Origin of the sequence: Streptomyces sp. JH34 (assembly GCF_029428875.1) — a bacterium.
In the GTDB taxonomy this organism is placed as follows: domain Bacteria; phylum Actinomycetota; class Actinomycetes; order Streptomycetales; family Streptomycetaceae; genus Streptomyces.
This window is the reverse complement of sequence record NZ_JAJSOO010000001.1, coordinates 3,225,911-3,249,608: the sequence shown is the minus strand read 5'-3', so window position 1 is coordinate 3,249,608 and position 23,698 is coordinate 3,225,911. Positions and strand designations below refer to the sequence as shown.

Below are 23,698 nucleotides of genomic sequence, written 5' to 3'. Positions count from 1 at the left end.
TCCCCGGCGCGAAGGCGCGGGCCGGGGACGGCGCCACCGCTCAGTGACCGGGTGCCGTGTCCAGGGCGAGGGCCGCGTACGTCGCCAGCCAGTGGTCCGAGGAGAAGTCCCCGGAGGACACCGTCGGCAGGCCGCGCGCGAGGTGGGCCTCGGCCGAGGCCAGGAGCGCGTCGCGGGCGGGGCCGTCGGGGAGCGCGCCGGCGATCGTCCGGAGGGCGGCCGCCCGGCTCAGGGTGAGACCGAGGAGGTGTCCGATCTGGGGGTCGGCGTGGTCGGAGACCACCGGCGGGTCGAGCAGCGTGGAGTCGGGCGCCGTGGAGACCAGGGCCGGCAGGAACGTGGCGATCCAGGTGCGGAACTCCGCCACGGGCAGCACCCGGCGCATCGCGTCGGCCTCGACCAGGGCCGGGGAGAGGAAGTCCTGACCGGAGGGTTCCCAGTGGGCGGGGGCGTCGTGGTCGTCGGTGAACCAGGTCCGCAGCCGGTCCGTCGCCGCGTCGAGGACCGGTGCCGGCAGCCCGGCGGCGGTGCCCGCGTCGAGGATCAGGCCCAGACCGAACGCGCTGTTGTTGTGGACGCCGTGCCGGACGGGGTACGTCGCCTTGGGCAGCCACGCGGCGAGCAGGTCGCCGACCGCCTCCACACCGGGGGCCAGGGCGTCGGCCCAGCGGTCGCCGTCGGGCGTGCCGAGGGTCCGGCACTCCCCGGCGAGCGCGATCAGCCAGGCCCAGCCGTAGGGACGCTCGAAGTGCGTGCGGCCGCGCAGGTAGGACGCCTCGACGTCGATGTTCTCGCGGGTCAGGTGGGTGTCGAGCACCTCGCGGACACGGGTGACGAGGGTCGCCGGAAGGTCGCCCGTGGTGGAGAAACGCCGCATGAGGCGGACGAGCAGCCAGTGCATGTGCACCGTGGAGTGCCAGTCGTAGCCCCCGTAGAACGCGGGGTGCAGGGTGCGCGGCGCCACGAGTTCCTCGGGCCCGGCGTAGAGGTGGGCGGGCGCGTTGGGGTACTCGCGTACGACGTTGGCGAGGGCGAGTTCCGCGAAGGGGACGGCGTACGCGGCGGGGAGCGCGGGGGACATCGGGGTCACTCCAGAGAGGTGTCTCGGGCCGAGGGGACGGGGGCCGGTTCGGGGGGTGTCGGGGCGGGGCGCCTCGGGTCAGAAGGCGAAGAGCGCCATGATCACGACGTTGCAGACCAGCAGGGCCGCCGCCGTGGGGAGCTGCGCCTTGATCGGGCCGTACTGGTCCTTGAGTTCGAGGAGTGCCGCCGGGACCAGGTTGAAGTTGGCGGCCATCGGCGTGACGAGCGTGCCGCAGAAGCCGCACAGCATGCCGACCGCGAGGACGGCGGGCGCGTTGCCGTTCATCTGCTCGATGAGGACGGGCCAGCCGATCGCGGCGGTCATCACCGGGAACGCCGCGAAGGCGTTGCCCATGACGATGGTGAACAGCGCCATGCCGCAGCAGTAGACGGCGACGGCCACGAGCCTCTGACCGTCCGGCAGCACCGCCTCGGTGATCCTGCCGACCTGGTCCCCGACACCGGCGGTCTGGAAGATCGACCCGAGGACGGAGAGCAGCTGGGGGAGGAGCAGCGCCCAGCCCATCGACTCGAGCATGTTGCGACCCGAGTGCAGCGGTACGGAGAGCTTGCGCTCGCGCAGCAGAACCATGCCCACGGCCAGCGCGGCGATCGCGCCGACGCCCAGCCCGAGAATGGTCTCGTAGCCCGGTTCCAGGACCGGTTCGCCACCGATCTTCCAGTTCTTCACGAGCGTCGCGCAGATCATCGCGACCACGGGGATCGTGAGGGCAGGAAGGAACAGCTTGTTGCCGAAGCGGGCTGCCGAGGCCGCGCGCTTCTCACGGGGCGGTGTGTGCGACTCGCCCTTGCCGGTGAGACCGAAGCCGCCCAGGACGATCAGCACCAGGACGGCGACGCCCAGCGGTTCGGCGGGGAGTGACGTGTCGACGACACCGGTGGAGTAGAAGAACGCGGCGCCCAGCAGACCCCAGAATGCGGCGGAGCCGAAGCGCTTCGGGTTGGTGCGGTCCATGGCCATCTGCGCGGCCATGACGAGGAACACCGTGCCGACCAGCCAGAAGAAGTACTCGGACTTGATCACTTGGCGTCCTCCGTGCGGATCCCGGCGTGCGCCGCCAGATCGTTCTCGGCCGCTGTGACGGCGAGTTCGCGCTCCAGCTGCCGGTCCAGGTTGAGCAGGCGGGCCCCGTGGATCAGGAAGGCGCAGATCGCGGAGGGGATCGCCCACAGGGCCAGGTGCAGCGGTTCGAGGTGCTGGTCGTACGTCGAGTTCACAAAACCGGTGATCAGCAGGATCGATCCGATGGCGATGAAGCAGTCCTCACCGAAGAACACGCCGATGGTGTCGGCGCCGGACGCGTGCGAGCGGACCTTCTCACGCAGCTTCTGCGGCAGCGGACGGCCCGCCTTGGCCTCGGCGGCCGCCTCGGCCATCGGGGCGATCAGCGGCCGCACGCTCTGCGCGGGGCCACCGATGCTGGTGAGCCCGACGGAGGCGGTGAGCTGCCGTATCAGCAGGTAGAGGGTCAGGAATCGGCCGGTGGTCAGCTTGCCGAGCTTGCCGATGAGGCTACGGGCCTGCTCCTGGAGTCCGTAGCGCTCCAGGAGCCCGATGACGGGCAGCGTGATCACGAAGACGGTCACCGAACGGGCGGAGGCGAAGCTGTTGCCGAACGAGGCCAGCACCTCCTGCGGCGAGAGCTTGCCGAGCAGCCCCGTGATGATGCCGGCGGCACCCACCACGAGCAGGGGATTGCGGCGGGTGGCGAATCCGAGGATCACCACGAGCACGCCGAGGAGAACGATCACGCGTCGGCCTTCTTCCGCGCAGGGACGTGGCGGTGCACGGTCCTGATCAGACGGGGGTAGTACGCGAGACCTTAGGGTGTTGTTCAACAATCTCACAAGAGTGCGGGATGCATTGATCTGGATCGGTGGCGTGGGACGCCGCTGGAGTGGGGCACCTGTCGGTAAACGCCCGCATTCAGGGGGGAATGCGGGCGTACAGGGAGCGCTGGAACGGGGCGTGGATCATCGAACGATCCGGGTGCACCGCACGGCCGGTCAGGGGCTACCGCTCGGTGAGCCGTTGCGCGTAGGCCTCCGCCAGCTGGCGCCGGGAGTCCTCCAGGTAGAAGGCGAGCATCCGCTCGGCACCGGCCGCGTCCCCCTTGGCCAGCCTGTCCGTGATCTCACGGTTGCGGGTGAGGTAGGGCTCGTGGAAGCGGCGGGGGTCGGCCATCACGTGGAAGGCGAGCCGCAGTTCGGCGAGGACGTTGCGCATCAGTTCGTCGGTGCGGGGGCTGCTCGCCAGGCCGGCCAGCGCCTGGTGGAAACGGATGTTGGCGGTGGAGCAGGAGGGCCAGTCGTCGCGGAGCGCGGCCTGCTCGCCCGACGACACCGCGGCCTCGACCGCGCTCAGGTCGAACGGGGGCTCGCCCAGGGCCCGCAGGGCCGCGCACTCGACGAGGAGCCGCACCCGGTAGATGTCCACCAGGTCGTCCACGGCCAGGATGCGGACGAACACGCCCCGGTTGAGGCGGTGCTCCAGGAGGCGTTCGTGGGACAGCAGGCGGAACGCCTCGCGCAGCGTGTTGCGGGACACGGCGAGGGCGCCGCTGATGCTCTCCTCGGAGAGGCGGCTCCCCGGCGGGAAGTAGCCCTCGGTGATCCGGTCCCGCAGGACGGCGGCGACCCGCTCGGCCGTTCCGGACCGTTCCAGGGAGGTGCTGTGCGCCGCCAGTTCGGAGAGGTCCGGTGTCCCGCCGGTCCGCCCGCCGCCCGATGTTCCCGCCATGCCCCGTCCCCTGCCTGTCGCGCCTGACGCGCCCGCCGTGCCTGCTGTGACTGTCGTACCGCCGCTCCCGCCGCGTGCCCGCCGTGCCTGATGTCCCGTCGGCCGCACACGGTGCGCGCAGTTCTCAGTGAACCGTACGAGGGTCTCAGGCGGCGGGCGGGCCCTTGTCAGATTGTTGAACAATCGCTAGCGTGCGCCCGTGACGGATCTGACGAGTGAGACGCGCCCGGCGCGGCCGATGGACCTCAACGCGGACCTGGGTGAGGGGTTCGGACGCTGGACCCTCACCGAGGACGAGGCGCTGCTGACCTGTGTCACCAGCGCCAATGTGGCCTGCGGCTTCCACGCCGGCGACGCCTCCGTGATGCGGCGGGTCTGCGACACGGCGGCGGAGCGGGGGGGTACGCATCGGGGCCCAGGTCTCCTACCGCGACCTGGCCGGATTCGGGCGCCGCTCCATGGACGTACCGGCGGCCGAGCTGACCGCCGAGATCGCCTACCAGATCGGTGCCCTGCGGGTCTTCGCGGAGGCGGCCGGCTCCACCGTCTCGTACGTCAAGCCGCACGGCGCCCTCTACAACCGGGTCGTCCGGGACGAGGAGCAGGCCGCCGCGGTCGTCGCGGGGGTGCTGCTCGCGGGCGGCCGTCCGGCGGTCCTCGGGCTGCCCGGTTCGCGGCTGCTCGCCCACGCGGAGGCGGCGGGCCTGACCGCCGTCGAGGAGGCCTTCGCCGACCGCGCGTACACCCCGCAGGGCACGCTCGTGCCGCGGGGCGAGCCGGGAGCCGTGGTGCACGACGCGGACGAGGTCGTGCGCCGCAGCGTCGGCATGGCCGTCGACGGAGCTGTGACGGGGGTGGACGGGAGCCGGATAGCGGTCAGGGCCCGGTCCCTCTGCGTCCACGGGGACACCCCCGGCGCGGCCGCGCTGGCGCTGCGGGTCCGCACGGCGCTGGAAGAAGCCGGCGTCCGCGTGCGGGCGTTCGCGTGAGCGGCATCAGGGTGCTGGAGGCCGGGCCCCGCGCCCTGCTCGTGGAACTGGCCTCGGGCGAGGACGCGGAGGCCTTCCACGCGGAGCTGCTCCGCCGCCGCGCCGCAGGAGAGCTCCCCGTCGTGCGCGAGATCGTCCCCGGGGCGCGGACCGTGCTGCTGGACGGGGTGGAGGACCGCACGCTCGCGGGGCGGCTGAGGTCGTGGACGGTCCCGCCGCTCGACAGGGGAGAGGGGGCGGCCGTCGAGATACCCGTCGTCTACGACGGCCCGGACCTCGCCGATGTCGCCGAGGCCTGGGGGGTCGCCGCCGACGAGGTGCCCCGCCTCCACGCCCGTACGGAATTCCGGGTCGCCTTCTGCGGGTTCGCGCCCGGCTTCGGATACCTCACGGGACTGCCGGGTCACCTGAGCGTGCCGCGCCGGACCACGCCGCGCACCCGGGTGCCCGCCGGTGCGCTGGCCCTCGCCGGCCCGTACACCGGGGTCTATCCGCGCACGTCGCCCGGTGGCTGGCAGCTCATCGGGCGGATGCCCGGGCCGGAGGCGCTCTGGGACCCGGAGCGCGAACCGGCGGCGCTGCTCGGGCCCGGGACCCGGGTGCGCTTCGTGCCGGCGGAGGTGCGCGGATGAGCGCGGGGATCGAAGTGGTCAGGGCGGGCGCCCTGACCACCGTGCAGGACGACGGCCGTACCGGCTGGGCGCATCTCGGTGTGCCCCGGGCCGGGGCGCTGGACGGGCCGGCCCGGCGGCTGGCCAACCGGCTCGTCGGCAACGCCCCGGACGCGGCGGTGCTGGAGACCACGCTCACGGGCTGCGCGGTCCGGGTGACCGGAGCCCGGCCGGTGTGGGCCGTCGTCGGCGGGGCGTCGTGCCGGGTCACGGTGGACGGCCGCCCCGTCGCGTGGGGCGCACCCGTCCGCGTACCCGTGGGCGCGGTGCTGGACGCCGGCCCCGCGGCGCACGGAGTGCGCGGCTACCTGGCGTTCGCGGGCGGCCTGGTGCCCGAACCGGTGCTGGGCAGCAGATCCGCCGACCTGCTCTCCGGGCTGGGGCCACCGGTCCTGCGCGAGGGGGACGTCCTGCCGCTGGGCCGGCCGGGCGAAGCCCCGTGCGCCGGCCCGGTGCCATGGCCGGGCGCCCCCGCCGAGCTGGTGCTGCCGGTGCACATGGGCCCGCGGGACGACTGGTTCACGGACGAGGCGCTGCGCACCCTCACCACGGCCGCGTACCGGGTCTCCGAGCGGAGCAACCGCATCGGGCTGCGCACGGAGGGCCCCGCCCTGCGCCGTGCGCGGGACGGTGAACTGCCCAGCGAGGGCGTGGTGCTGGGAGCCGTCCAGGTGCCGCCGGACGGGCTCCCCGTGGTGTTCCTCAACGACCATCCGACGACCGGGGGTTACCCGGTCGTGGGCGTGGTCGCCGAATCCGCGCTGGCGGGGGCGGCGCAGGCGGCCCCGGGGACACCGGTGCGGTTCGTCCGCGCGTGACGACGGCAACCGGGATCCGGGGCATCGGCCGACAGGGGGGCGACCGGGCCCGCCCCGCCACGTTACCGAAGCGTAACTTACCGGTGAGTTACCTCAGGTAACGCCTCGGTGCTAGCTTGCGCTCACCCTTCATCGGAGCAGAGCGAGGAGTGAGCCGTGAGTCCGCGCAAGACCGCCCGTTCGAGCTCGATCACGAACGCCCCCCATCCCCCGGCATCCCGCCCGCCGGCGTCCCGCCTCCCGGAACCCCGTCGTCGCCAGGGAAGCCGCACGGGTCGCCTGCTCGCCGCATCGGTCGCCGCCGCCGCGTGTCTGGGCGCGTCGGCCGTGCCGGCCTCGGCCGCCACCCCCGCCGGGTCGGAACCGGTGGTCTCCCGGGGAGTGACCATCCCCGCCTTCTACAACCCGCCGGCACAGTTGCCCGCCGCCGACGGGTCGCTCGTCCGCTCGGAGCCCCTGCCCCTCGGGCTGAGCCTCCCCGGTCTGGACGGCCGTCGGCTGCCAGGCACCGCGACACGGCTGATGTACAAGTCCACCGACGCGGGCGGCGGGCCCGTCGCCGTCACGGGCGCGTACATCGAACCGGCCGCCGCGTGGAAGGGCGACGGCCCCCGCCCCCTGGTGGCGCTCGCCTCGGGGACGATGGGTCAGGGCGACCAGTGCGCCCCCTCGCTGTCGCTCCAGCACCCGCTGACCGTCGGCGAGGGCACGGTGTCCATCGGCTACGACAACATCGCGGTCTACCGCTTCCTCGCCGCCGGTGCCGCCGTCGTCGTCACCGACTACGCCGGCCTCGGCACGACCGACCGGCTCCACACCTACGTCAACCGGGTCGACGAGGGCCACGCCCTCCTGGACGCGGCGCGCGCGGCCCGCTCCGTCACCGGCGCGTCGGTCACCTCGGCCTCGCGCGTCGGTCTCTACGGCTACAGCCAGGGCGGCGGGGCCAGCGCCTCGGCCGCCGAGCTGCAGTCCTCGTACGCCCCCGACGTGAACCTCGCGGGCACCTACGCGGGCGCCCCGCCCGCCGACCTCACCGAGGTCATGAAGGGCATCGACGGAAGCGCCCTGGCCGGCGCGCTCGGCTGGTCCATCAACGGCTTCGCCCAGTCCGACCCCTCCCTGAAGGCGGTCGTCGACGCGAACACCAACGACGTCGGCAAGGCCGCGCTGAAGGACACCTCGACCATGTGCGTGGGCGACGCGATCCTCGGACACGGCTTCACCGACAGCAAGAAGTGGACCGCGAACGGAAAACCGATCGCCGACGTCATCGCGGCCGAACCGAAGCTCCGGGCGGTCCTCGCCCAGCAGCGCATCGGCACCCTGAAACCGACGGCCCCGGTGCGCCTCGTGACCGGGGTGCACGACGACATCGTCGGACACGAGCAGGCCAGGCAGCTCGCGGTGGACTGGTGCCGCAAGGGTGCCGACGTGACGTACGAGGCCGTCCTTCTGCCCAACCTCGGCGACAAGATCCTCACCAACCACCTCGCGCCGCTCCTCACCGACCAGGGCGCCGCCATCTCCTGGCTGACCGACCGTCTCTCCGGCAGGGCGACGTCCTCCAACTGCTGGTCGATGCCGATGCAGCCCTGACGTCCCCCACCCGTGACCACCGAGGCCGCGGTGGCGTCCACTCCCGGGACGCCGCCGCGGTCTCGCGTTCCCTCACGTACGCGTTCACATGGAGAGCTGCGCCCCGGGTGACCGACCCGTAGTCTGGTTATTGGACTAGACCTGTAGTCCGCAGCCGCTCCGAGGGAATGGAACACCATGAGCAACCGTGCAGTTCTGGAGGTGATCGCTCTCGACGCGGAGGACGCGGTCGCGGCGCAGGCGGGCGGTGCGGACCGCCTCGAACTGGTCACCGACATGGCGGCCGACGGTCTGACGCCCCCGCTCGAGGTCTTCGAGAGCATCCGGTCCGCCGTCGACATCCCGCTCCGGGTCATGCTCAGGGTCGCGGACGGCTTCGCGGCGGGCGACATCGACGTCCTGGTGGAGAAGGCCCGTACCCTGCGCGCCGCGGGGGCCGGGGAATTCGTCCTGGGCTTCCTGGACCAGGACGGGCACGCCGACCTGGTGGCCGTCGAGCGGCTCGTCGCCGAGCTGAACGGCTGCCCGTGGACCTTCCACCGCGCCATCGACAGGGCCGCCGACCGCGACGTGCTGCGCAAGCACCTCGCCGACCTGCCGGGCCTCGACACCTACCTCACGGCAGGTTCTCCGCAGGGTGTCGACGCCGGCATGGGCACCCTGCTCGACGAAGCGGCGCGCGCCGGTCTGCCGGGCTACGAACCGCAGATCATGGTGGGCGGCGGGCTGCGCCTCGACCACCTGCCGCGGCTGCGGGCCGCTGGCGTCGAGGCCTTCCACATCGGAGGGGCCGCACGGCCCGGCGGCTGGAGCGGACCGGTGGACACCGCGGCGGTACGGGAGTGGCGCGCGGCCCTCGACGGCTGACGGGCGCCCGGGGCGGGTGTCACCCGTTCTCCCATCCCGGCGTGCCCCCCGGGGCCGGGACCGGCTTTGAACGCTGCTGAGTGTTCCATTTGCCCGGCCCCGTCCGTGACGACGCTGCTCGGCCGGGCCGCCCGGTGGACGCCCGCGGTGGCTGGACCGGATCCTGCCGCACCTCGACGCGGAGGGCTCCGGGACGGCCGACGGACCGAGGACGTCCCGGGGCCCGTGACGGAGGCGTGCGCGCCGTCAGTCCAGCGGGGGCGCGTGGCCCGACTCCAGCACCCGCAGCGCGCGTGACGCGTCGAACGGCAGGATCGTCACCGCGACGTGCGGCAGCTGACCCAGCGCCCTGGCCATCTTCTCGCCGGTGCCCCGGTGGAGCAGTTTGCCGAGGGCGTGGGCGTACATCCGCCGCGGCACCAGCACCGTCAGCGAGGTCTCCCCGTCCTCGGTGGTGCGGACGGCCAGCTCCCGCATCGCGTGCCGCAGCCTGCGGTCCGGACACGCGACGAGTTCCAGCGGCACCGAGGTCGCCGACGTCTCCTCCCAGGCGGCCGACAGCCGCCGGGCGTGCGCCTCGTCGATCGCGAAGTGCACCGCCCGTACCGTGTCGGGCCGCAGCTCGTGGGCGTACCGCAGCCCCTTCAGCGCCGCCAGGTCCAGCGTGTCGACGAGCACGAACACCTCGTGCCGGCGGTCACGCGGCCGGTCCGTGCCCAGGGGTAGCCGTTCCAGCGCGCCGGCCTCCTGCCGGTACTCCCGGTTGATCCGCGTCAGCCCCCAGACCCCGAGCGGGAAGATCACCACGACCAGCCACGCGCCCTCGGTGAACTTGGTGACCGCGAAGATCAGCACCACGGCCGCGGAGACGACCGCCGCGAGCGCGTTGACCGTGATCTTCAGCCGGCGCAGCGGCTCGCGCCGGCGCAGGTGGTACGCCGTGAGACCGGCCCCGGCCATCGTGAAGGCGGTGAACACCCCGATCGCGTACAGGGCCACCAGCTTGTCCACGCTGGCTCCCGTCGCGAGCAGCAGCGCCAGCGAGACGCCGGTCAGCGCGATGATTCCGTTCGAGAACGCGAGCCGGTGACCGCGCCGGGTCAGCACCCGGGGCAGGAACCGGTCCTCCGCGACGAAGCTGGCCAGGAAGGGGAAACCGGTGAAGGGGGTGTTGGCGCCCGTGTAGAGGACCAGGGCCGTCGCCAGCTGCACGAAGACCAGCCCCGCCGTCCCCAGTGGCCCTCCGCCGAACACGAGCCGGGCCTCCTGCGCGATGACGGTCGGCGTGCCGTCGGTGTAGGGGACGGCGTGGGTGTAGTGGGCCAGCGTCGAGACGCCCAGGACCAGCACGGCGAGCACACAGCTCATGGTGATCAGGGTGCGCCGGGCGTTGCGGCCCTGCGGCTCACGGAAGGCGGAGATGCCGTTCGAGATCGCTTCCAGCCCGGTCAGGGACGAACCGCCGTTGGCGAAGGAACGCAGCACGATGAAGAGCGAGGCGCCCTGGAGCCAGCCGTCGCCGGGAGTGCCCAGCGGGACCACACCCGCGGCGTGCAGATCGGCGCGCGGCAGCTCCCCGGTGATCCCGCGCACGGCCGCCGCGAGGAGGACGAGCCCGACGGCGGCCATGAAGAGGTACGCGGGGAGCGCGAACATCCGGCCCGCCTCCCGGACGCCGCGCAGATTCCCGTACGCGAGCAGGACGATCACCGCCACGGAGACCGGCGTCTGGAGGTGGTCCAGGCCCGTCCAGTTGCCACCGGCCAGATGGGCCAGTGAGATCAGGGCGTTGGTGCCGGCCGAGACCTGGACGGCGACGGTGACGATGTAGTCGACGAGCAGCGCCACGGCGGCGATCTGCGCGACGTTCGGACCGAAGTTCTCCCGCGCGACCACGTAGGAGCCGCCGGCCCGGGTGTAGATGCCGACGACGTCGCTGTAACAGAGCGTCAGGAGCAGCAGGACCAGCAGGATCGCACCGGTCAACGGCATGATCATGGTGAAGGCGGCAGCCCCCACCACGGGCACCAGGACACGCAGCATCTCCTCGGAGCCGTACGCCGACGAGCTGATGCAGTCGGAGGCGAGCACCCCGAGCGCCGTCCGGTTGCTCAGCTTCTCGTCGCTGATGTGCTCCGTCGTGAGCGGCTTCCCGAGGAGGCGCCGTTTGACGCGGTAGGCCGGCCTGTCGAGGGTCATGCCCTCCATCACAACGGGCGCCCGCCCGGGGGCCGGGCAGGCGCCACGGGCGGGCACCCGGACGGTGTCAGCCGAGCTGCTCCGGGAGCGGAGACGCGTGCAGGACGGTGAGACCCGAGACCGCACGGGTCAGCGCGACGTACAGGCGGCGCAGGCCCGTGCGTTCGTCGGGTTCGCCGTCGACCACGGCCGCCGGCTCGTCCAGGACGACGTAGTCGTACTCCAGACCCTTCGCCAGCGAGGCCGGGACCAGGGTGAGCCGGGACTCCGCCGTCGTCTCCTCACCGGGGGAGAGATGACTGTGTCCGGCCGCCGAGAGGGCCGCCGACAGGGCGGGGAGACGGGCGTCGGCCGCGATCAGACCGATCGATCCCTCCTGGTGCAGCGACTCCTCGCACGCCGCGACGACCGCGGCGTCCAGCTCCCGCGCGGACGCCACCTCCCGCACCACGAGGGAGCCGGGCGTCTCACGCACCGATTCCACGGGGGCGAGACCGGGCGAGATCGCGGGGAGCAGCCGGGAGGCGTACGCGATGACCTCGCGCGGCACACGGAAGCCGGCCGTCAGCTCCTCGACGACGGCGTCCTGCTTGCCCAGGTGGAACAGCGCCTGCTCCCAGCTCCGCGTCGACCACGGTGTGGTCCCCTGCGCCAGGTCGCCGAGCACCGTCGCCGAGCCGGTCGAGCAGCGCCGGCCCACCGCCCGGTACTGCATCGGGGAAAGGTCCTGGGCCTCGTCGATGACGACATGGCCCAGCGAGTGCGTCCGGGCCACCATGTCGGCCGCCTCGTCGATGAGGACGGCGTCCGCCGCCGTCCACCTCGCCGACTTCACGCTCCGGGCCGGCTTGGCCATCAGCACGTGCTTCTGCTCCTCGTCGGTGAGGATCCCGTCCGCGTGCGCGGCCAGGAAGTCCGCGTCCGTCAGGAGCCGCAGTACGAGCTTCGCCGGGTCCACGGCCGGCCAGATCGCCTTGACGGCCGCCTTCACCGCCGGATTGCGCGCCACCGCGTTCTGCACCCGGTCGTCGGGGGCCTCGCCCGCCTCCTCCATCCGTACGAGCACGGCGTGCGCGATGCGCTGCGGGAGGGCCTCGTGGGCGGCGCCGTACCGCATGTCGCGGGCCAGCAGCTCGGCGACCATCTCCTCGACCTCGTGGGCGGGGACGCGCCAGCGGCGGGAGCCGCGCACCACCACGACGCCGTCCACCGGCAGGGTGACGTGCGAGCGGATCGCCCGCCGCAGGACGTCGGCCATCCGCGCGTCGCCCTTGATCACGGCGGCGGCGGCCTCGTCCGTGCCCCGCACCTCGACGCGCGCCGCCACCAGGTCCTCGACGGTGGCCTGCTGCACCTCCAGCTCGCCGAGCGCGGGCAGGACCTGCTCGATGTAGTGGAGGAACGACCGGTTCGGGCCGATGACGAGGGTGCCGGTGCGGGCGAGGCGCTCGCGGTGCGCGTACAGGAGATAGGCGACACGGTGCAGGCCCACGGCGGTCTTCCCGGTGCCGGGCCCGCCCTGGACGCAGACCGTCCCGCCGAGACCGCTGCGGACGATCTCGTCCTGCTCGGGCTGGATCGTCGCCACGATGTCGCGCATCGGGCCCACACGGGGGCGCTCGATCTCCGCCTGGAGGAGCTTACTGGTCTGCTCCTCCTCCGCCGGGTCGCTGAGCCGTTCGTCCTCGTACGCGGTCAGGTCCCCGCCGGTGTAGCCGAAGCGACGGCGGCGGTCGACGTCCAGCGGGTTCTTCCTGGAGGCCTGGTAGAACGGCTGGGAGACCGGCGCCCGCCAGTCGATGACCATGGGGTCGCCGTGCGCGTCGTGGACGTGTCGGCGCCCGATGTAGAACTGCTCGCCACCCCCGGCCGAGGCGCCGCGCGCCGCCCCTCGGGACGCGCCCTCCGCCTTGTCCGCGCCGACCTCGTGCAGGTAGTCGAGGCGGCCGAAGAACAGCGGGGTGTGGGAGAGATCGGCGAGCGCCTTGATGCGGTCGTCGATCTGGGCCTGCAGCACGGCGGCGTTGACCCAGTTCGCCGTGACGTCACGGATGTCGAGGGCCTGCACGTCCTCGCGCATGGCGCGGAGCGCGGCACGGGACGCGGCGAGATGGTCCCGCTCCCTGACCAGTGGATTGCTTGACTCTTCGTGCGCGGGCACGGTGTTGCCTCCGGCTTTTCGACGCAGGACGGCGGACAGGGCTCACCGCCCGGTCCGCTCGGGGACGTTCACACGCAGATGCGCACGCGCAGGTGGGCGCGTGCGGCTGTTGTCGTCGGCCGGTTTCCGTCCGGTCGGCGGCGCTCCCCCGGCTGCCGGCCGCTCGGAAGGGGCTGGCCGGTACCACGGTTCGGGAGGCGGGCAGACCGGCGATTGTATAGACCCCGGCCCCCGGGGGCGAGCGGAATACGGGCTGCGTCGCCGTCCCTCCCGTAGGGGACCGCATGCGACTTCCGGCCGATGAGGGCGCCCGCGGGCTTCGGCCCGCAGGCCGATGCCGGGGCACCGGGCGCCGGAGCACCATGGAAAGCATGAGCACCGTTCATCTGAACCCGCACAGGACCGGCCCCGCGCACGGCGCGACCGCGGCGACCGGTCATCCTCGCAGTCACCGCCTGGGCGACGCGGTGCGCGCCGTGTCGGTCTTCGCACGCACCGCGTTCGGTGTGGCCGTCCTCGGCGAGTACGCGGAGGAGGCGGGCGTCGTCCGCCGCCACCGCTGAGCCCGCGCGGACCCCGCCCCGGCCCCTGTCAGCTCTCCGTCAGCAGCTCGTCCGCGTCGACGATCCGGTACGCGTAGCCCTGCTCGGCCAGGAACCGCTGGCGGTGCGCCGCGAAGTCCTGGTCGATCGTGTCGCGGGCGACCACCGAGTAGAACCGGGCCTCGTGCCCGTCCGCCTTCGGCCGCAGCACCCGGCCGAGCCGCTGCGCCTCCTCCTGGCGCGAGCCGAACGTCCCGGACACCTGGATCGCGACGGTCGCCTCCGGCAGGTCGATCGAGAAGTTCGCGACCTTCGAGACGACCAGCACGCTGATCTCGCCCGCACGGAACGCGTCGAACAGCTTCTCGCGCTGCGCGTTGCTGGTCTCGCCCTTGATCACCGGGGCGTTCAGGTGCTCACCGAGTTCGTCGAGCTGGTCGATGTACTGCCCGATGACGAGGGTCTGCTCGCCCTGGTGCTTGCGCACGAGCGCCTCGGTGACCTTGCGCTTGGTGTCGGTCGTCGCGCAGAACCGGTACTTCTCCTCGGCCTCGGCCGTCGCGTAGGCGAGCCGCTCCGAGTCCGTGAGGTTCACACGGACCTCGACGCAGTCGGCGGGCGCGATGTAGCCCTGCGCCTCGATCTCCTTCCACGGCGCGTCGAACCTCTTGGGCCCGATGAGCGAGAAGACGTCCGACTCGCGCCCGTCCTCGCGCACCAGCGTCGCGGTGAGTCCGAGGCGGCGGCGCGCCTGGAGGTCGGCGGTGAACTTGAAGACGGGCGCGGGGAGCAGGTGCACCTCGTCGTAGATCACGAGACCCCAGTCGCGGGAGTCGAACAGCTCCAGGTGCGGGTAGACGCCCTTACGGCGCGTGGTCAGCACCTGGTACGTGGCGATGGTGACCGGCCGGATCTCCTTGCGCGTCCCGCTGTACTCGCCGATCTCGTCCTCGGTCAGCGAGGTCCGCTTCACCAGCTCGTGCTTCCACTGCCGGGCGGAGACGGTGTTGGTGACCAGGATCAGCGTGGTCGCCTTGGCCTCGGCCATCGCACCGGCCCCGACCAGCGTCTTGCCCGCGCCGCAGGGGAGCACGACGACGCCCGAGCCACCGTGCCAGAACCCGTCGACGGCCTGCCTCTGGTAGGGGCGCAGCGCCCAGCCGTCCTGGTCCAGCTCGATCGGATGCGCCTCGCCGTCGACGTAACCGGCGAGGTCCTCGGCCGGCCAGCCCAGCTTCAGCAGCGTCTGCTTGATCTGCCCCCGCTCGGAGGGGTGCACGGCGACGGTGTCCGGGTCGAGGCGTGCCCCGACCAGCGGCTGGACCTTCCTCGAGCGGAGGATCTCCTCCAGCACCGGCCGGTCGTTGGACGTCAGCACCAGCCCGTGGACCGGGTGCTTGGACAGGGTGAGGCGGCCGTACCGCGCCATCGTCTCGGCGATGTCGACGAGGAGCGCGTGCGGCACGGGGTAGCGCGAGTACTCCACGAGCGCGTCGACGACCTGCTCGGCGTCGTGCCCCGCGGCACGGGCGTTCCACAGGCCGAGCGGGGTCAGCCGGTAGGTGTGGATGTGCTCGGGGGCACGCTCCAGCTCGGCGAAGGGCGCGATGGCACGGCGGCAGGCCTCGGCCTGGTCGTGGTCGACCTCGAGGAGAAGCGTCTTGTCGCTCTGGACGATGAGGGGTCCGGTCACGCGCGTCGGCCCTTTCCGGCGTGGGGTGGCCGCCCGGGTGCGAACGGCCAAACGTCCAGTGTGCCGCATCGGGGGCGTGGGCGGGGGAGCCGTGCACCGAGAGGGCACCGGCCTCCAGTCCGGACCACAGACCCGGAAGGGTGACAACCCTATGCGATGTCGTTTGGTGGTCTGTATCGTCAGAGTCTGACGATACAGACCACCAAACGACATCAAGGGATGCTTGGAGGGGCCGTCATGCTGCTTCGGTTCCAGGTGGCGAATCACGCCTCGCTCCTCGACGAACAGGAGCTCTCGCTGGTCGCTGCGGACCGTCACGACACGAGAGCTGAGGTCGCGGCGCCGGGCGGGGAGCTCAGCGCGGTGCCTGTGCTCGCCCTGTACGGGACCAACGCGTCGGGCAAGTCGAACGTCCTCGATGCCATCGTCTGGATGCGGACGGCGGTGTTGTCGTCGTTCCGCCACTGGGACCCCGACGGAGGCGTGCCGCGCGCGCCCTTCGCGCTGGGTGGCCGGAGCGCGGAGCAGCCGAGCTCGTTCGCCGTGGACTTCGTCGTCGAAGGCGTACGCCATCAGTTCGGATTCTCCGTGGACGACACCCGCGTGACCGAGGAGTGGCTCTACTACTACCCCGAAGGACGGCAGCGTCGTCTCTATGAGCGTGACGCGGCAGACGTCGTCACCTTCGGCCGCTGGCTCACAGGCCGCCGGAAGGTGATCGCCGAGCTGCTGCGGCCGAACAGCTTGTATCTGTCCGTCGCCGCGGCACAGGGGCACGATCAGCTCCACCGGGTGTTCCAGTGGTTCAACTCCGGCCTGCGGGTGGCTACGGACCACAACTTCTCCCAGCGGCTCGACCGCACGGTCCAGCTCTGCCTCGCCGGAGGAAGCGAGCCGTCACCCGTCATGACGCTGCTCCGTTTCGCCGACCTCGGAGTGTCCGGGCTGGAGATCGAGGAGTGGGACGACGCTGTTCTGGAGGACCAGAAGCGGATCTCACGTGTTCTCCAGGAGGCACTGGGAGGCAAGGCCAAGATCGAGGTCAACAGCAAGCAGCGGGTGCGGGTGGAGCACCGGACGGCCGAGGGGACGTTCGCCCTCGACCTGGCGCAGGAATCGAGCGGTACCCGGACGTGGATCGGACTGGTCGGCCCCGTCGTCACGACACTGGCCGAGGGCGGGGTCCTGTGCGTGGACGAGATCGATGCGCGCCTGCATCCCCACCTGGTGGATGCGTTGGTGGGGATGTTCCAGTCCCGCGAGACCAACAGGAACGGAGCTCAACTGGTCTTCACGACGCACGAGGCGGCTCTGCTGGGACGGAATGTCCGGACCGAACTCTTCCGGGACCAGGTGTGGTTCACCGAGAAGGACCCCGGCACGCTCACGACGAGGCTCTTCCCGATGACGGAGTTCTTCGTGCGGGAATCCGTCGACAACCTTGAGAGGCGGTACCTGGGCGGACGCTTCGGCGCGGTCCCGCATCTGGAGGACGAATCGCTGCGGGACATGGCCGCGGCTCTCAGCCATGGGGGTGGCAGTGAAGCGGGGAAGGCCGCTGAAACGGACGAAGGGCGTACGCCAGGAGCAGCGTAGGTACCTCATCTACTGCGAGGGGGAGTGCACGGAGGTCCAGTACTTCCAGGGCTTGAAAAACGAGTTGCGGGCTCTCCCCGTGTCGATCCGCATGGGCGGTGAACACGGTGAACCCACATCACTCGTCCGGGCTGCGATCGCGCACAAGAAGAGGGCGCCACGCTCGCCCGAGGACCGCCGCACGGAGTACGACGAGGTCTGGTGCGTGATCGACGTGGAGGCGCCCAGACCGCACGCCGGACTGGAAGAGGCGCTGGCACTGGCGCGGCGCGAAGGTATCGAGGTGGTGCTCACGAACCCGTGCTTCGAGTTGTGGATCCTGCTGCACTTCAGAGATGTCTCGGGGCCTCACACCTCGGAGGCCGCACAGAAGGCGTTGGAGAAGCTGGGAATCGGTGGCTACACCACGAGCCGGAAGCACTTCGGTTTCGAGCATGTCCGGGAGCGCTTTCCTGACGCGGCGGACCGTGCGCACCACCTGAGGCGACGCAGTGCGGTGCCCGGCCATGCGAACAATCCGTGGACGGACGTGGACCGGCTCGTGAGGCGGCTCAAGGCGGCACGGCAGAAGCCTGGGGGGACACCCGGGCGCACGCCTCGGGACTCCTCCGGCACCGTCCGCGGAGCCGTAGCGTGGAGGGATGGACGGAGCGGAGGCCCCGGGCCCCTACGACCGGGCGTTCCCCGCCCGCCGGGCGCCGGGGTGCGGCAGCCTCGGCGAGCTGGACGCGCTCGTCACGCGGTGCCGGGCCTGTCCCCGGCTGGTCGCCTGGCGGGAGGAGGTCGCCGAGGTGAAGCGCGCCGCCTTCCAGGACCAGGAGTACTGGGGGCGGCCCGTGCCCGGGTTCGGGCCCGCGGACGCGACGGTGGCGGTGGTCGGGCTCGCGCCCGCCGCGCACGGGGGCAACAGGACCGGCCGGATGTTCACGGGCGACGCCGCCGGTGACTTCCTCTTCGCCGCACTGCACACCGTGGGGCTCGCCTCGCAGCCGACGTCCGAGTACGCCGGGGACGGGCTGACGCTGCGCGGGGTGCGGCTCACCTCGCCCGTGCACTGCGCGCCCCCGGACAACAAGCCCACCCCCGGGGAACGCGACACCTGCCGGGCCTGGCTGTCGGCCGAGCTGGACCTGCTCAGCCCGGGGCTCCGCGCGGTGGTGGTCCTCGGCGGTTTCGGCTGGCGGGCCCTGCTCCCGGTGCTTGCCGAGGCGGGCTGGCAGGTGCCACGCCCGCGGCCCGTGTTCGGCCATGGCTCCCGTGTCGTGCTGCCCGCCACGGAACGCAGACAGGAACTGCACCTGCTGGGCAGCTACCACCCGAGCCAACGCAACACGTTCACGGGCCGGCTCACCATGCCGATGCTCGTCGACGTGCTGCGGGAGGCCGCCGCCCTCGGCGGGCTGCCGGTCTCCCCCGAGGTCTCCTGACCGGCCTCTCCCTCGGCCGACGGGCAGTCAGGAGCGGCTGATAGAAAAGAACGCTCGGCCGGCAGCGTGCCGGCCGCGGGGGAGGAACACCATGACCCAGCCACCGCCCTGGCCGCCGCAGCAGCCGTCGGGCGCCCAGCCGCCCGTGCCGCCGCCCACGCAGTCGCCCTACGTTCCGTCGCAGGCCGGGTACGGGAACCCGCACGGCGGGCAGCCCGTGCCGGACAACCCCTACGCCACCGGGCCCCAGCAGCCCCAGCAGACCTCGCCGTACGGCGCCCACCCCCTGCCGCCGCAGTACGGACCGGCGGGGGCCCCGCCCCCGGCACCGGGGAAGCGGCGTACCCCCCTGGTCGTGGGGGCCGGTCTCGTGGCTCTCGTCCTGATCGGCGGAGGGCTCTGGTTCGCGCTCGGCGCCGACGGCGACGAGCCCGCGGCGCCCGTCGCCAAGGAGAGCCCTTCCGTCTCCGCCTCCCCCGACCCCGATCCCGGCCCGACGGAGGACGAGCCCGTGGAGCCCTCCACGGAGCCCGCCGTGCCCACGCCCACCGGGACCGGGCTGCAGGCCGTGTGGCAGGTCTCCGGCTCCACGCTGGGGCTGGGCGAGGAGCACCTCGACGAGCCTGCCCGGGTCAACGCGATCCTCACCACCACCGACGGCCTGGACTGCGAGGGACGGTGGCAGAAGGACGAGAGCGGTGACTTCCTGGAGATGGCCCTGCTCTGCAAGGAGGACGGGGTCCGGGTCGCGGACAAGGACCGGGTCGGCAACCTGGAGCAGAACGGGAACACCCTGACCGTCGAGTGGAAGAAGGGCGCCACCGGCACGGAGACGTTCACGCGCGTCCGGGACATGGATCCTGCCTGAACGCGCTCCCCTCCAGGCCGTCAGCCGGTCAGCCCGTCAGGCACCGGCCCGTCAGTTCGTCTGCTCGTCGGCGAGCTCCGCGACGCCCGTGATCCGGTGCAGCGGATACGTCCGGACCTCGTCGGCCGTGTGGTCGTACGCCGTCACGAAGCCGCCCTCCACCTTGACCGGGGCGATCACCCGCTGGCTGGCCGCGCCGTCCGCGTTGACGTAGCCGATCCAGACCGCCGAACCGGTCATCGCCGCCGCCTGCACCGTGGCCAGCGTCTCGGCCGGGGCCGTGCGGGGGAGGGCGCCCGTCGTCGCGGTGTCCGTCGTGTCCTTGTGGACGGCCCTGGCCGCCGTGTCACCGGCCCTGACGGCCCGGACCGCGGCTGCCAGCAGTGTGGCGTCGGGGACCGGAGGGCCCTCGGGGACGGGCACGGGCGGCGTACGGGGCGGGGTGCGACGCGCGCCGGCACGGGTGATCAGGACGTCGCCCTCGGCGGATTCGGCGGCCGGGGCGTACCCCATCTCGCGGAGCCCCTCGAGCAGTGACCCCGGATCGGCCTGCGCGGCCAGGACGGTCGGGGCGAGCCTGCGGAGCCGCAGGGTCGCCGAGCGCTTGTCGGCCAGGATCTCGTTGAGCACCGCCTCGTCGTCGCAGCGCACGTAGGCGGAGGCGGCGCCGATCCGCAGATGGCCGTGGCGGCGCGCCACGTCGTCGATGAGGTAGCTCAGCGGCTGTGGTACCGGGGTGCGGCTGTGGGTGGCGAGGAAGGCGTGGAGGTCGGTCGCGGCCCGCCCGGCGTCGAGCGCGCGGCGCACGGAACCCGGGGTGAAGCGGTAGACCGTCGCGCCGCCCTTGGACTCGACGTCCGCGAGCACCGAGAGCATGTCGGCGAGCGGGCGTTCCAGCGGACCGGGGGCGACCGCCGTCAGATCGGCCTGGAGCAGCACGTGGTCCAGGGGTTCGGGGATCAGCGGGGCGAGACGGGCGGCGGCCGCGGCGGGGCCCTCGTCGAGGAACGCCCGGGCCTGGGATGAGAGGGCACCGCGGCCGGTGATCCCGAGCTGCTCCGCCTCGTTGGCCGTCCACAGGGCGATCCGGGAGCGGAGGTCGGAGGCGTCGCCGGGGGCCGTCGGCCCGCCCGGTCCGGTCGCGCGCAGCGGCCGTTCCCAGCGGAGCCGGGCGAGCAGGGTCTGCGGATCGGGTGCGGTGCCCGGCGGGAGCCCGGCGAACAGGGCCAGGACCCGGCGGCGTACCTCGGGCGCGGCCGAGCGGTCCAGGTCGGGGCCGAGTGCCGACAGGGCCCGGCCCTTGGAGTCCTGGCCGCCGATCAGGCCCGCGGTGCGCGTGGCGGCGAGCCAGGCGGTGACGAGGTGGGTCCAGCGGTCCTGGGCGGGCAGGTCGAGCCACTCGTCGGACGCGGGCGTCGGGGCGTACCGTTCGTCGGTCTCGCCGTCGGAGGCCAGCAGGCCCGCCGCGTAGGCGAGTTCGATCCAGAACGCGGCGACGCGCTCGGTGACGTCGAGCGCTCCGGCGGTCCGCTTCAGGTCGCGCACGCTCAGCCCGCCCGCGCGGAGGATGGCCGGGCCGCCGTCGTTCCACAGCTTCAGCAGGTCCTCGACGGTGGACAGTGCCATGAAGCCCTGGCCGGCCGCCGCCCTGTCCACAGCCTGGGGATCCCGCTCGGCCGACGCCACGAGTTCCGGGGCGACGGGCTCGGGCACACGGTGGGCGCGGCCCGCCCGAAGGTGCAGCGCGGCCTCGCGCGGCAGGACCACCGTGCGTGTCGACACGGGCAGCAACAGCCCGCGGTCGCGCAGCCATTGCACGGGGGGTGCGGGATTCGGTGTGACCTCCCCGTACGGCGGCCCCCAGACCAGCCGGTCGAGCACGGCCAGCGCCTCGACCGGTGCGGTGTCCAGCAGCTCCGCCATCCTGGTCCGGTCCGTGAACAGCCCGCTCAGCGCGGCGACGGCGGACACCGGGTCGTGGGTGGCCGGCAGCCCGGCGGCGGCCAGGATCTCCTGCAGCCTGCCGGGCGACATCCCGGCCGTGGCCTCGGCGACGGTCGGGCCGAGGCCCGTGGGGGAGGGGTGCTGCGGGGACGGGGCGAGCAGCTCGCGCGCGGTGCGTACGAGGTGCAGCGCGGTGTCCTCGCCCCAGACCAGGGCCTGTTCGCGCAACGTCGCCAGGGCGTCGGGCAGTGCGGCGGTGATCGCCGCGCCCGCGTCGTCGCGCGCGTCGCCGTCGTCCTGGCCGTCGCCGGTGAGGAGCGCGAGCAGCGTGTCGTACGGAGCCGGGTCCGGCGCAACGGCCAGCGCCTCCGCGGTCTGCAGGGCGAAGCGGTCGAGGTGCTCCAGCGCACGGACGACGGAGGCGCGCGTGCCGGCACGCGTCGCCAGCTGGGTGATGTCGTTCGGCACGGGGCTGAGCAGGTCGGGGCGCGCGCGCAGCAGCCCTGCCAGCGATTCGTCGCCCCGGGCGCGCAGAGCTTCGGCGAGCGTACGCGGTGGTGTGGTCGTCCCCATCCGTCCCACGGTAGCCGCTGGAACGCTACCGTCGGGGCAGGGCGGGTGGAGGGAGAACCATCGCGTGGGCATCGAGAGCGACCAGCTTGTCTTCGACTATCTCAGCCGGGTCGGTGACCTGGCGCAGCAGCAACAGCTGTCCTCGGGCGCCCGGATGAGACTCGTCGCCACGCTGCGGGGCGAGATCGACCGGCAGCGCGGCACCGACGGTTCGGACTCCCCGGCCGTGGTCCGGCGCATCCTCGGCAAGCTCGGCGCACCCGGTGAACTCGTCTCCGCGGCGGCCGAGTCGGGCGACGGCGCGGTGCCGCTGCCGTCCCCCCGGGGCGACGGTGCCGGGGGGACGGCTGACGCGCGCGCGGTGCCGCGGGCGCGGCGGGGGATCCTCCGGAAAGACGCGTCACGCAAGGGCGCGTCGCAGGGTGCCGAGGAGCACGGGCCCCCCGGTTCCGCGCGTCCCGGGCCGGCGGTCGCGGAGCCCGGGCCCGAGGAGCACGGCGCCGGGGAGCCGGCCCCGGACTGGCCGTCGGCGTCGGCCCCGCACATGGCGGGCCTGGGCCAGGCGCCGTCCGAGGGCGAACCCGAGTGGTGGCGGATCGAACCGGGGCCCTTCGGCGAGGGTGGCCAGGGGTCTTCGGGCATGCCGGGAGCCATGGGGCCGGGTACGGCCGTGCCGGGGTTCGTGGGCGGGCTGGAGAGCCCGGAGCTGTTCGGGCTGCCGAGCACCCCGAAGCCCCCGGGGCCGCGCGCACCGGTGGAGGCGGAGGAGCCCGGGCCGGCGGCGGGTGGCGAGGAGCCGGTGGCGCCCGTGCCTGCGCCCCGCCGGAAGCTGCGGCTGCGCCGCCCCCGGCGGGCCGTCGTGGACGGCGGGCCCGCCGCGAGGCCCCGGCTGTCGAACCCCTTGCTGCTGCTGGCCGCCGTGCTGCTCGTGGCCGGTGCCGTGCTCGGTTCGTGGCTGGCGCTCGCGGGCGGCTGGCTGCTGGCGTACAGCTCGCGGAAGTTCTCGCGGGCGGAGGCGAAGTGGGTGGCGATGGGCCTGCCCGGCGTCGTCGTGGCCGGCGCCTTCGTCTGGCTGTGGGGCGCATGGACGGCCGCTGGGGCGAGCCCCTGGCGGAGGGCGCGGTGGGCGACGCGATGTCGGAGGTCTGGCCCGTGGTGGTGCGGGTGGCGGCGGTGGCGTCGGCGCTGTACCTGGTGTGGCGGGCGCGCAGGCTGCCGGGGTGAGGACGCGGCGGAGGTGCGGGCCGCCCGGGTGAGGCCGCGGCAGTGGACCCGACAGGGGAGTGTACGTTCGTACATCTCGGGGGTACGATCGTGCGCATGCCGACGGACTACTTCCCGGACGATCCGCGCACCAACCACGAACGCATGCTCGCGGGCGACCTCTACATCGCCGACGATCCCGAGATCGCCAGGCAGCAGCAGCGGGCCATGCGTCTCATGGCCCGCTACCAGGCCGCCCACACCGAGGACGCGGACGCCGCCAGGGCGGTCCTCGCGGAGCTGCTGGACTCCGTGGGCGAGGGCGTCGACCTGCGTCCGCCGCTGTACGTCGACTACGGCAGCAACATCACCATCGGTGCCCGTACCTTCGTCAACTACCACCTGACCGCCCTGGACGTCGCGCGCATCACCATCGGCGAGGACTGCCAGATCGGCCCCAACGTCCAGTTGCTCACCCCGACCCACCCCGTGGAACCGGGGCCGCGGCGCGACAAGCTGGAAGCCGCGCTCCCCATCACCATCGGTGACAACGTCTGGCTCGGCGGCGGCGTCATCGTGTGTCCCGGCGTGACCATCGGCGACAACTCCGTGATCGGCGCGGGTGCGGTGGTCACGAAGGACATCCCCGCCGACGTCGTCGCCGTGGGCAACCCCGCCCGAGTCGTCCGCGGCGTCTGATACTT

At 72.9% G+C, this 23,698-nt stretch carries 17 protein-coding genes and 3 pseudogenes; 12 read left to right on the top strand and 8 right to left on the bottom strand.

The genetic code is table 11. From position 1 onward, the window contains the following. Positions 1-40 precede the first annotated feature (40 nt). The 4 genes from LWJ43_RS14270 to LWJ43_RS14255 form a co-directional block, all read right to left on the bottom strand. Positions 41-1,081, bottom strand: a complete 1,041-nt coding sequence (locus LWJ43_RS14270) for a DUF2891 domain-containing protein (RefSeq protein WP_277332638.1) — start codon at positions 1,079-1,081, stop codon at positions 41-43. Between the two features lie 78 nt (positions 1,082-1,159). Continuing rightward, positions 1,160-2,128: a DUF979 domain-containing protein gene (locus tag LWJ43_RS14265; protein WP_277332637.1), complete on the bottom strand. Its 969-nt coding sequence runs from the start codon at positions 2,126-2,128 to the stop codon at positions 1,160-1,162. Beyond that, on the bottom strand, positions 2,125-2,856 hold the full coding sequence (locus tag LWJ43_RS14260) for a DUF969 domain-containing protein (protein ID WP_277332636.1): 732 nt from the start codon (positions 2,854-2,856) through the stop codon (positions 2,125-2,127). Before LWJ43_RS14260 ends, LWJ43_RS14265 begins: the two co-directional genes overlap by 4 nt. A 262-nt stretch (positions 2,857-3,118) precedes the next feature. After that, on the bottom strand, positions 3,119-3,844 hold the full coding sequence (locus tag LWJ43_RS14255; protein WP_277332635.1) for a GntR family transcriptional regulator: 726 nt from the start codon (positions 3,842-3,844) through the stop codon (positions 3,119-3,121). A gap of 238 nt (positions 3,845-4,082) precedes the next feature. Here LWJ43_RS14255 and LWJ43_RS14250 point away from each other — a divergent pair. The 5 genes and pseudogenes from LWJ43_RS14250 (at position 4,083) to LWJ43_RS14230 (ending at position 8,788) form a co-directional block, all read left to right on the top strand. Then, positions 4,083-4,833, top strand: a pseudogene (locus LWJ43_RS14250) (LamB/YcsF family protein). After that, positions 4,830-5,465 (top strand): 5-oxoprolinase subunit B family protein, encoded by a 636-nt coding sequence (locus LWJ43_RS14245; RefSeq protein ID WP_277332634.1) that lies wholly within the window; start codon positions 4,830-4,832, stop codon positions 5,463-5,465. The pseudogene LWJ43_RS14250 and the gene LWJ43_RS14245 overlap by 4 nt, the downstream one beginning before the upstream one ends. Beyond that, positions 5,462-6,322, top strand: coding sequence for a 5-oxoprolinase subunit C family protein (locus tag LWJ43_RS14240; RefSeq protein WP_277332633.1), 861 nt, complete (start codon positions 5,462-5,464; stop codon positions 6,320-6,322). The genes LWJ43_RS14245 and LWJ43_RS14240 overlap by 4 nt, the downstream gene beginning before the upstream one ends. 156 nt (positions 6,323-6,478) lie before the next feature. After that, a complete protein-coding gene (locus LWJ43_RS14235; RefSeq protein ID WP_277332632.1) occupies positions 6,479-7,921 on the top strand; it encodes a lipase family protein in 1,443 nt (480 codons plus the stop codon). Between the two features lie 177 nt (positions 7,922-8,098). After that, positions 8,099-8,788, top strand: coding sequence for a copper homeostasis protein CutC (locus LWJ43_RS14230; RefSeq protein ID WP_277332631.1), 690 nt, complete (start codon positions 8,099-8,101; stop codon positions 8,786-8,788). 246 nt (positions 8,789-9,034) lie between these two features. Here the strand turns inward: LWJ43_RS14230 and LWJ43_RS14225 are convergent, their stop codons facing one another. Both LWJ43_RS14225 and LWJ43_RS14220 read right to left on the bottom strand, forming a co-directional pair. Further along, a complete protein-coding gene (locus tag LWJ43_RS14225) occupies positions 9,035-10,987 on the bottom strand; it encodes an APC family permease (RefSeq protein ID WP_277332630.1) in 1,953 nt (650 codons plus the stop codon). Positions 10,988-11,054: 67 nt separating this feature from the next. Beyond that, positions 11,055-13,148 carry a HelD family protein gene (locus LWJ43_RS14220; RefSeq protein ID WP_277332629.1) on the bottom strand — a complete coding sequence of 698 codons (2,094 nt, stop codon included), beginning with the start codon at positions 13,146-13,148 and terminating at the stop codon, positions 11,055-11,057. 371 nt (positions 13,149-13,519) lie between these two features. On the opposite strand from LWJ43_RS14220, the gene LWJ43_RS14215 reads away from it, so the two are divergent. Beyond that, positions 13,520-13,711 (top strand): hypothetical protein, encoded by a 192-nt coding sequence (locus LWJ43_RS14215; RefSeq protein WP_277332628.1) that lies wholly within the window; start codon positions 13,520-13,522, stop codon positions 13,709-13,711. 28 nt (positions 13,712-13,739) lie between these two features. On the opposite strand, the gene LWJ43_RS14210 is transcribed toward LWJ43_RS14215, so the two are convergent. Next, complete coding sequence (locus tag LWJ43_RS14210) at positions 13,740-15,383, bottom strand: DNA repair helicase XPB (protein ID WP_277332627.1); 1,644 nt, start codon at positions 15,381-15,383, stop codon at positions 13,740-13,742. Positions 15,384-15,620: 237 nt separating this feature from the next. Between LWJ43_RS14210 and LWJ43_RS14205 the strand changes: the two genes are divergently transcribed. The 4 genes and pseudogenes from LWJ43_RS14205 to LWJ43_RS14190 all read left to right on the top strand — a co-directional run bounded on the left by LWJ43_RS14205 (position 15,621) and on the right by LWJ43_RS14190 (position 19,274). Continuing rightward, positions 15,621-16,979 carry an AAA family ATPase gene (locus LWJ43_RS14205; protein ID WP_277332626.1) on the top strand — a complete coding sequence of 453 codons (1,359 nt, stop codon included), beginning with the start codon at positions 15,621-15,623 and terminating at the stop codon, positions 16,977-16,979. Beyond that, a pseudogene (locus LWJ43_RS14200) lies at positions 16,912-17,520 on the top strand (RloB family protein); the annotation flags it as partial. The gene LWJ43_RS14205 and the pseudogene LWJ43_RS14200, both read left to right, overlap by 68 nt. 100 nt (positions 17,521-17,620) lie before the next feature. After that, positions 17,621-18,406 (top strand): uracil-DNA glycosylase, encoded by a 786-nt coding sequence (locus LWJ43_RS14195; RefSeq protein ID WP_277332625.1) that lies wholly within the window; start codon positions 17,621-17,623, stop codon positions 18,404-18,406. Positions 18,407-18,497: 91 nt separating this feature from the next. After that, positions 18,498-19,274 carry a flagellar basal body-associated FliL family protein gene (locus LWJ43_RS14190; protein WP_277332624.1) on the top strand — a complete coding sequence of 259 codons (777 nt, stop codon included), beginning with the start codon at positions 18,498-18,500 and terminating at the stop codon, positions 19,272-19,274. A gap of 51 nt (positions 19,275-19,325) precedes the next feature. Here LWJ43_RS14190 and LWJ43_RS14185 read toward each other — a convergent pair whose 3' ends face one another. After that, the gene (locus tag LWJ43_RS14185; RefSeq protein ID WP_277332623.1) at positions 19,326-21,791 is read right to left on the bottom strand and encodes a helicase C-terminal domain-containing protein; all 2,466 of its coding nucleotides are present in this window, start codon (positions 21,789-21,791) and stop codon (positions 19,326-19,328) included. Positions 21,792-21,855: 64 nt separating this feature from the next. Here LWJ43_RS14185 and LWJ43_RS14180 point away from each other — a divergent pair. Further along, positions 21,856-23,015 (top strand): annotated as a pseudogene (locus LWJ43_RS14180) (hypothetical protein). 96 nt (positions 23,016-23,111) lie between these two features. Next, entirely contained in the window at positions 23,112-23,693 is a 582-nt protein-coding gene (locus LWJ43_RS14175; RefSeq protein ID WP_277332622.1) for a sugar O-acetyltransferase, read from the top strand. Positions 23,694-23,698: the final 5 nt, after the last annotated feature.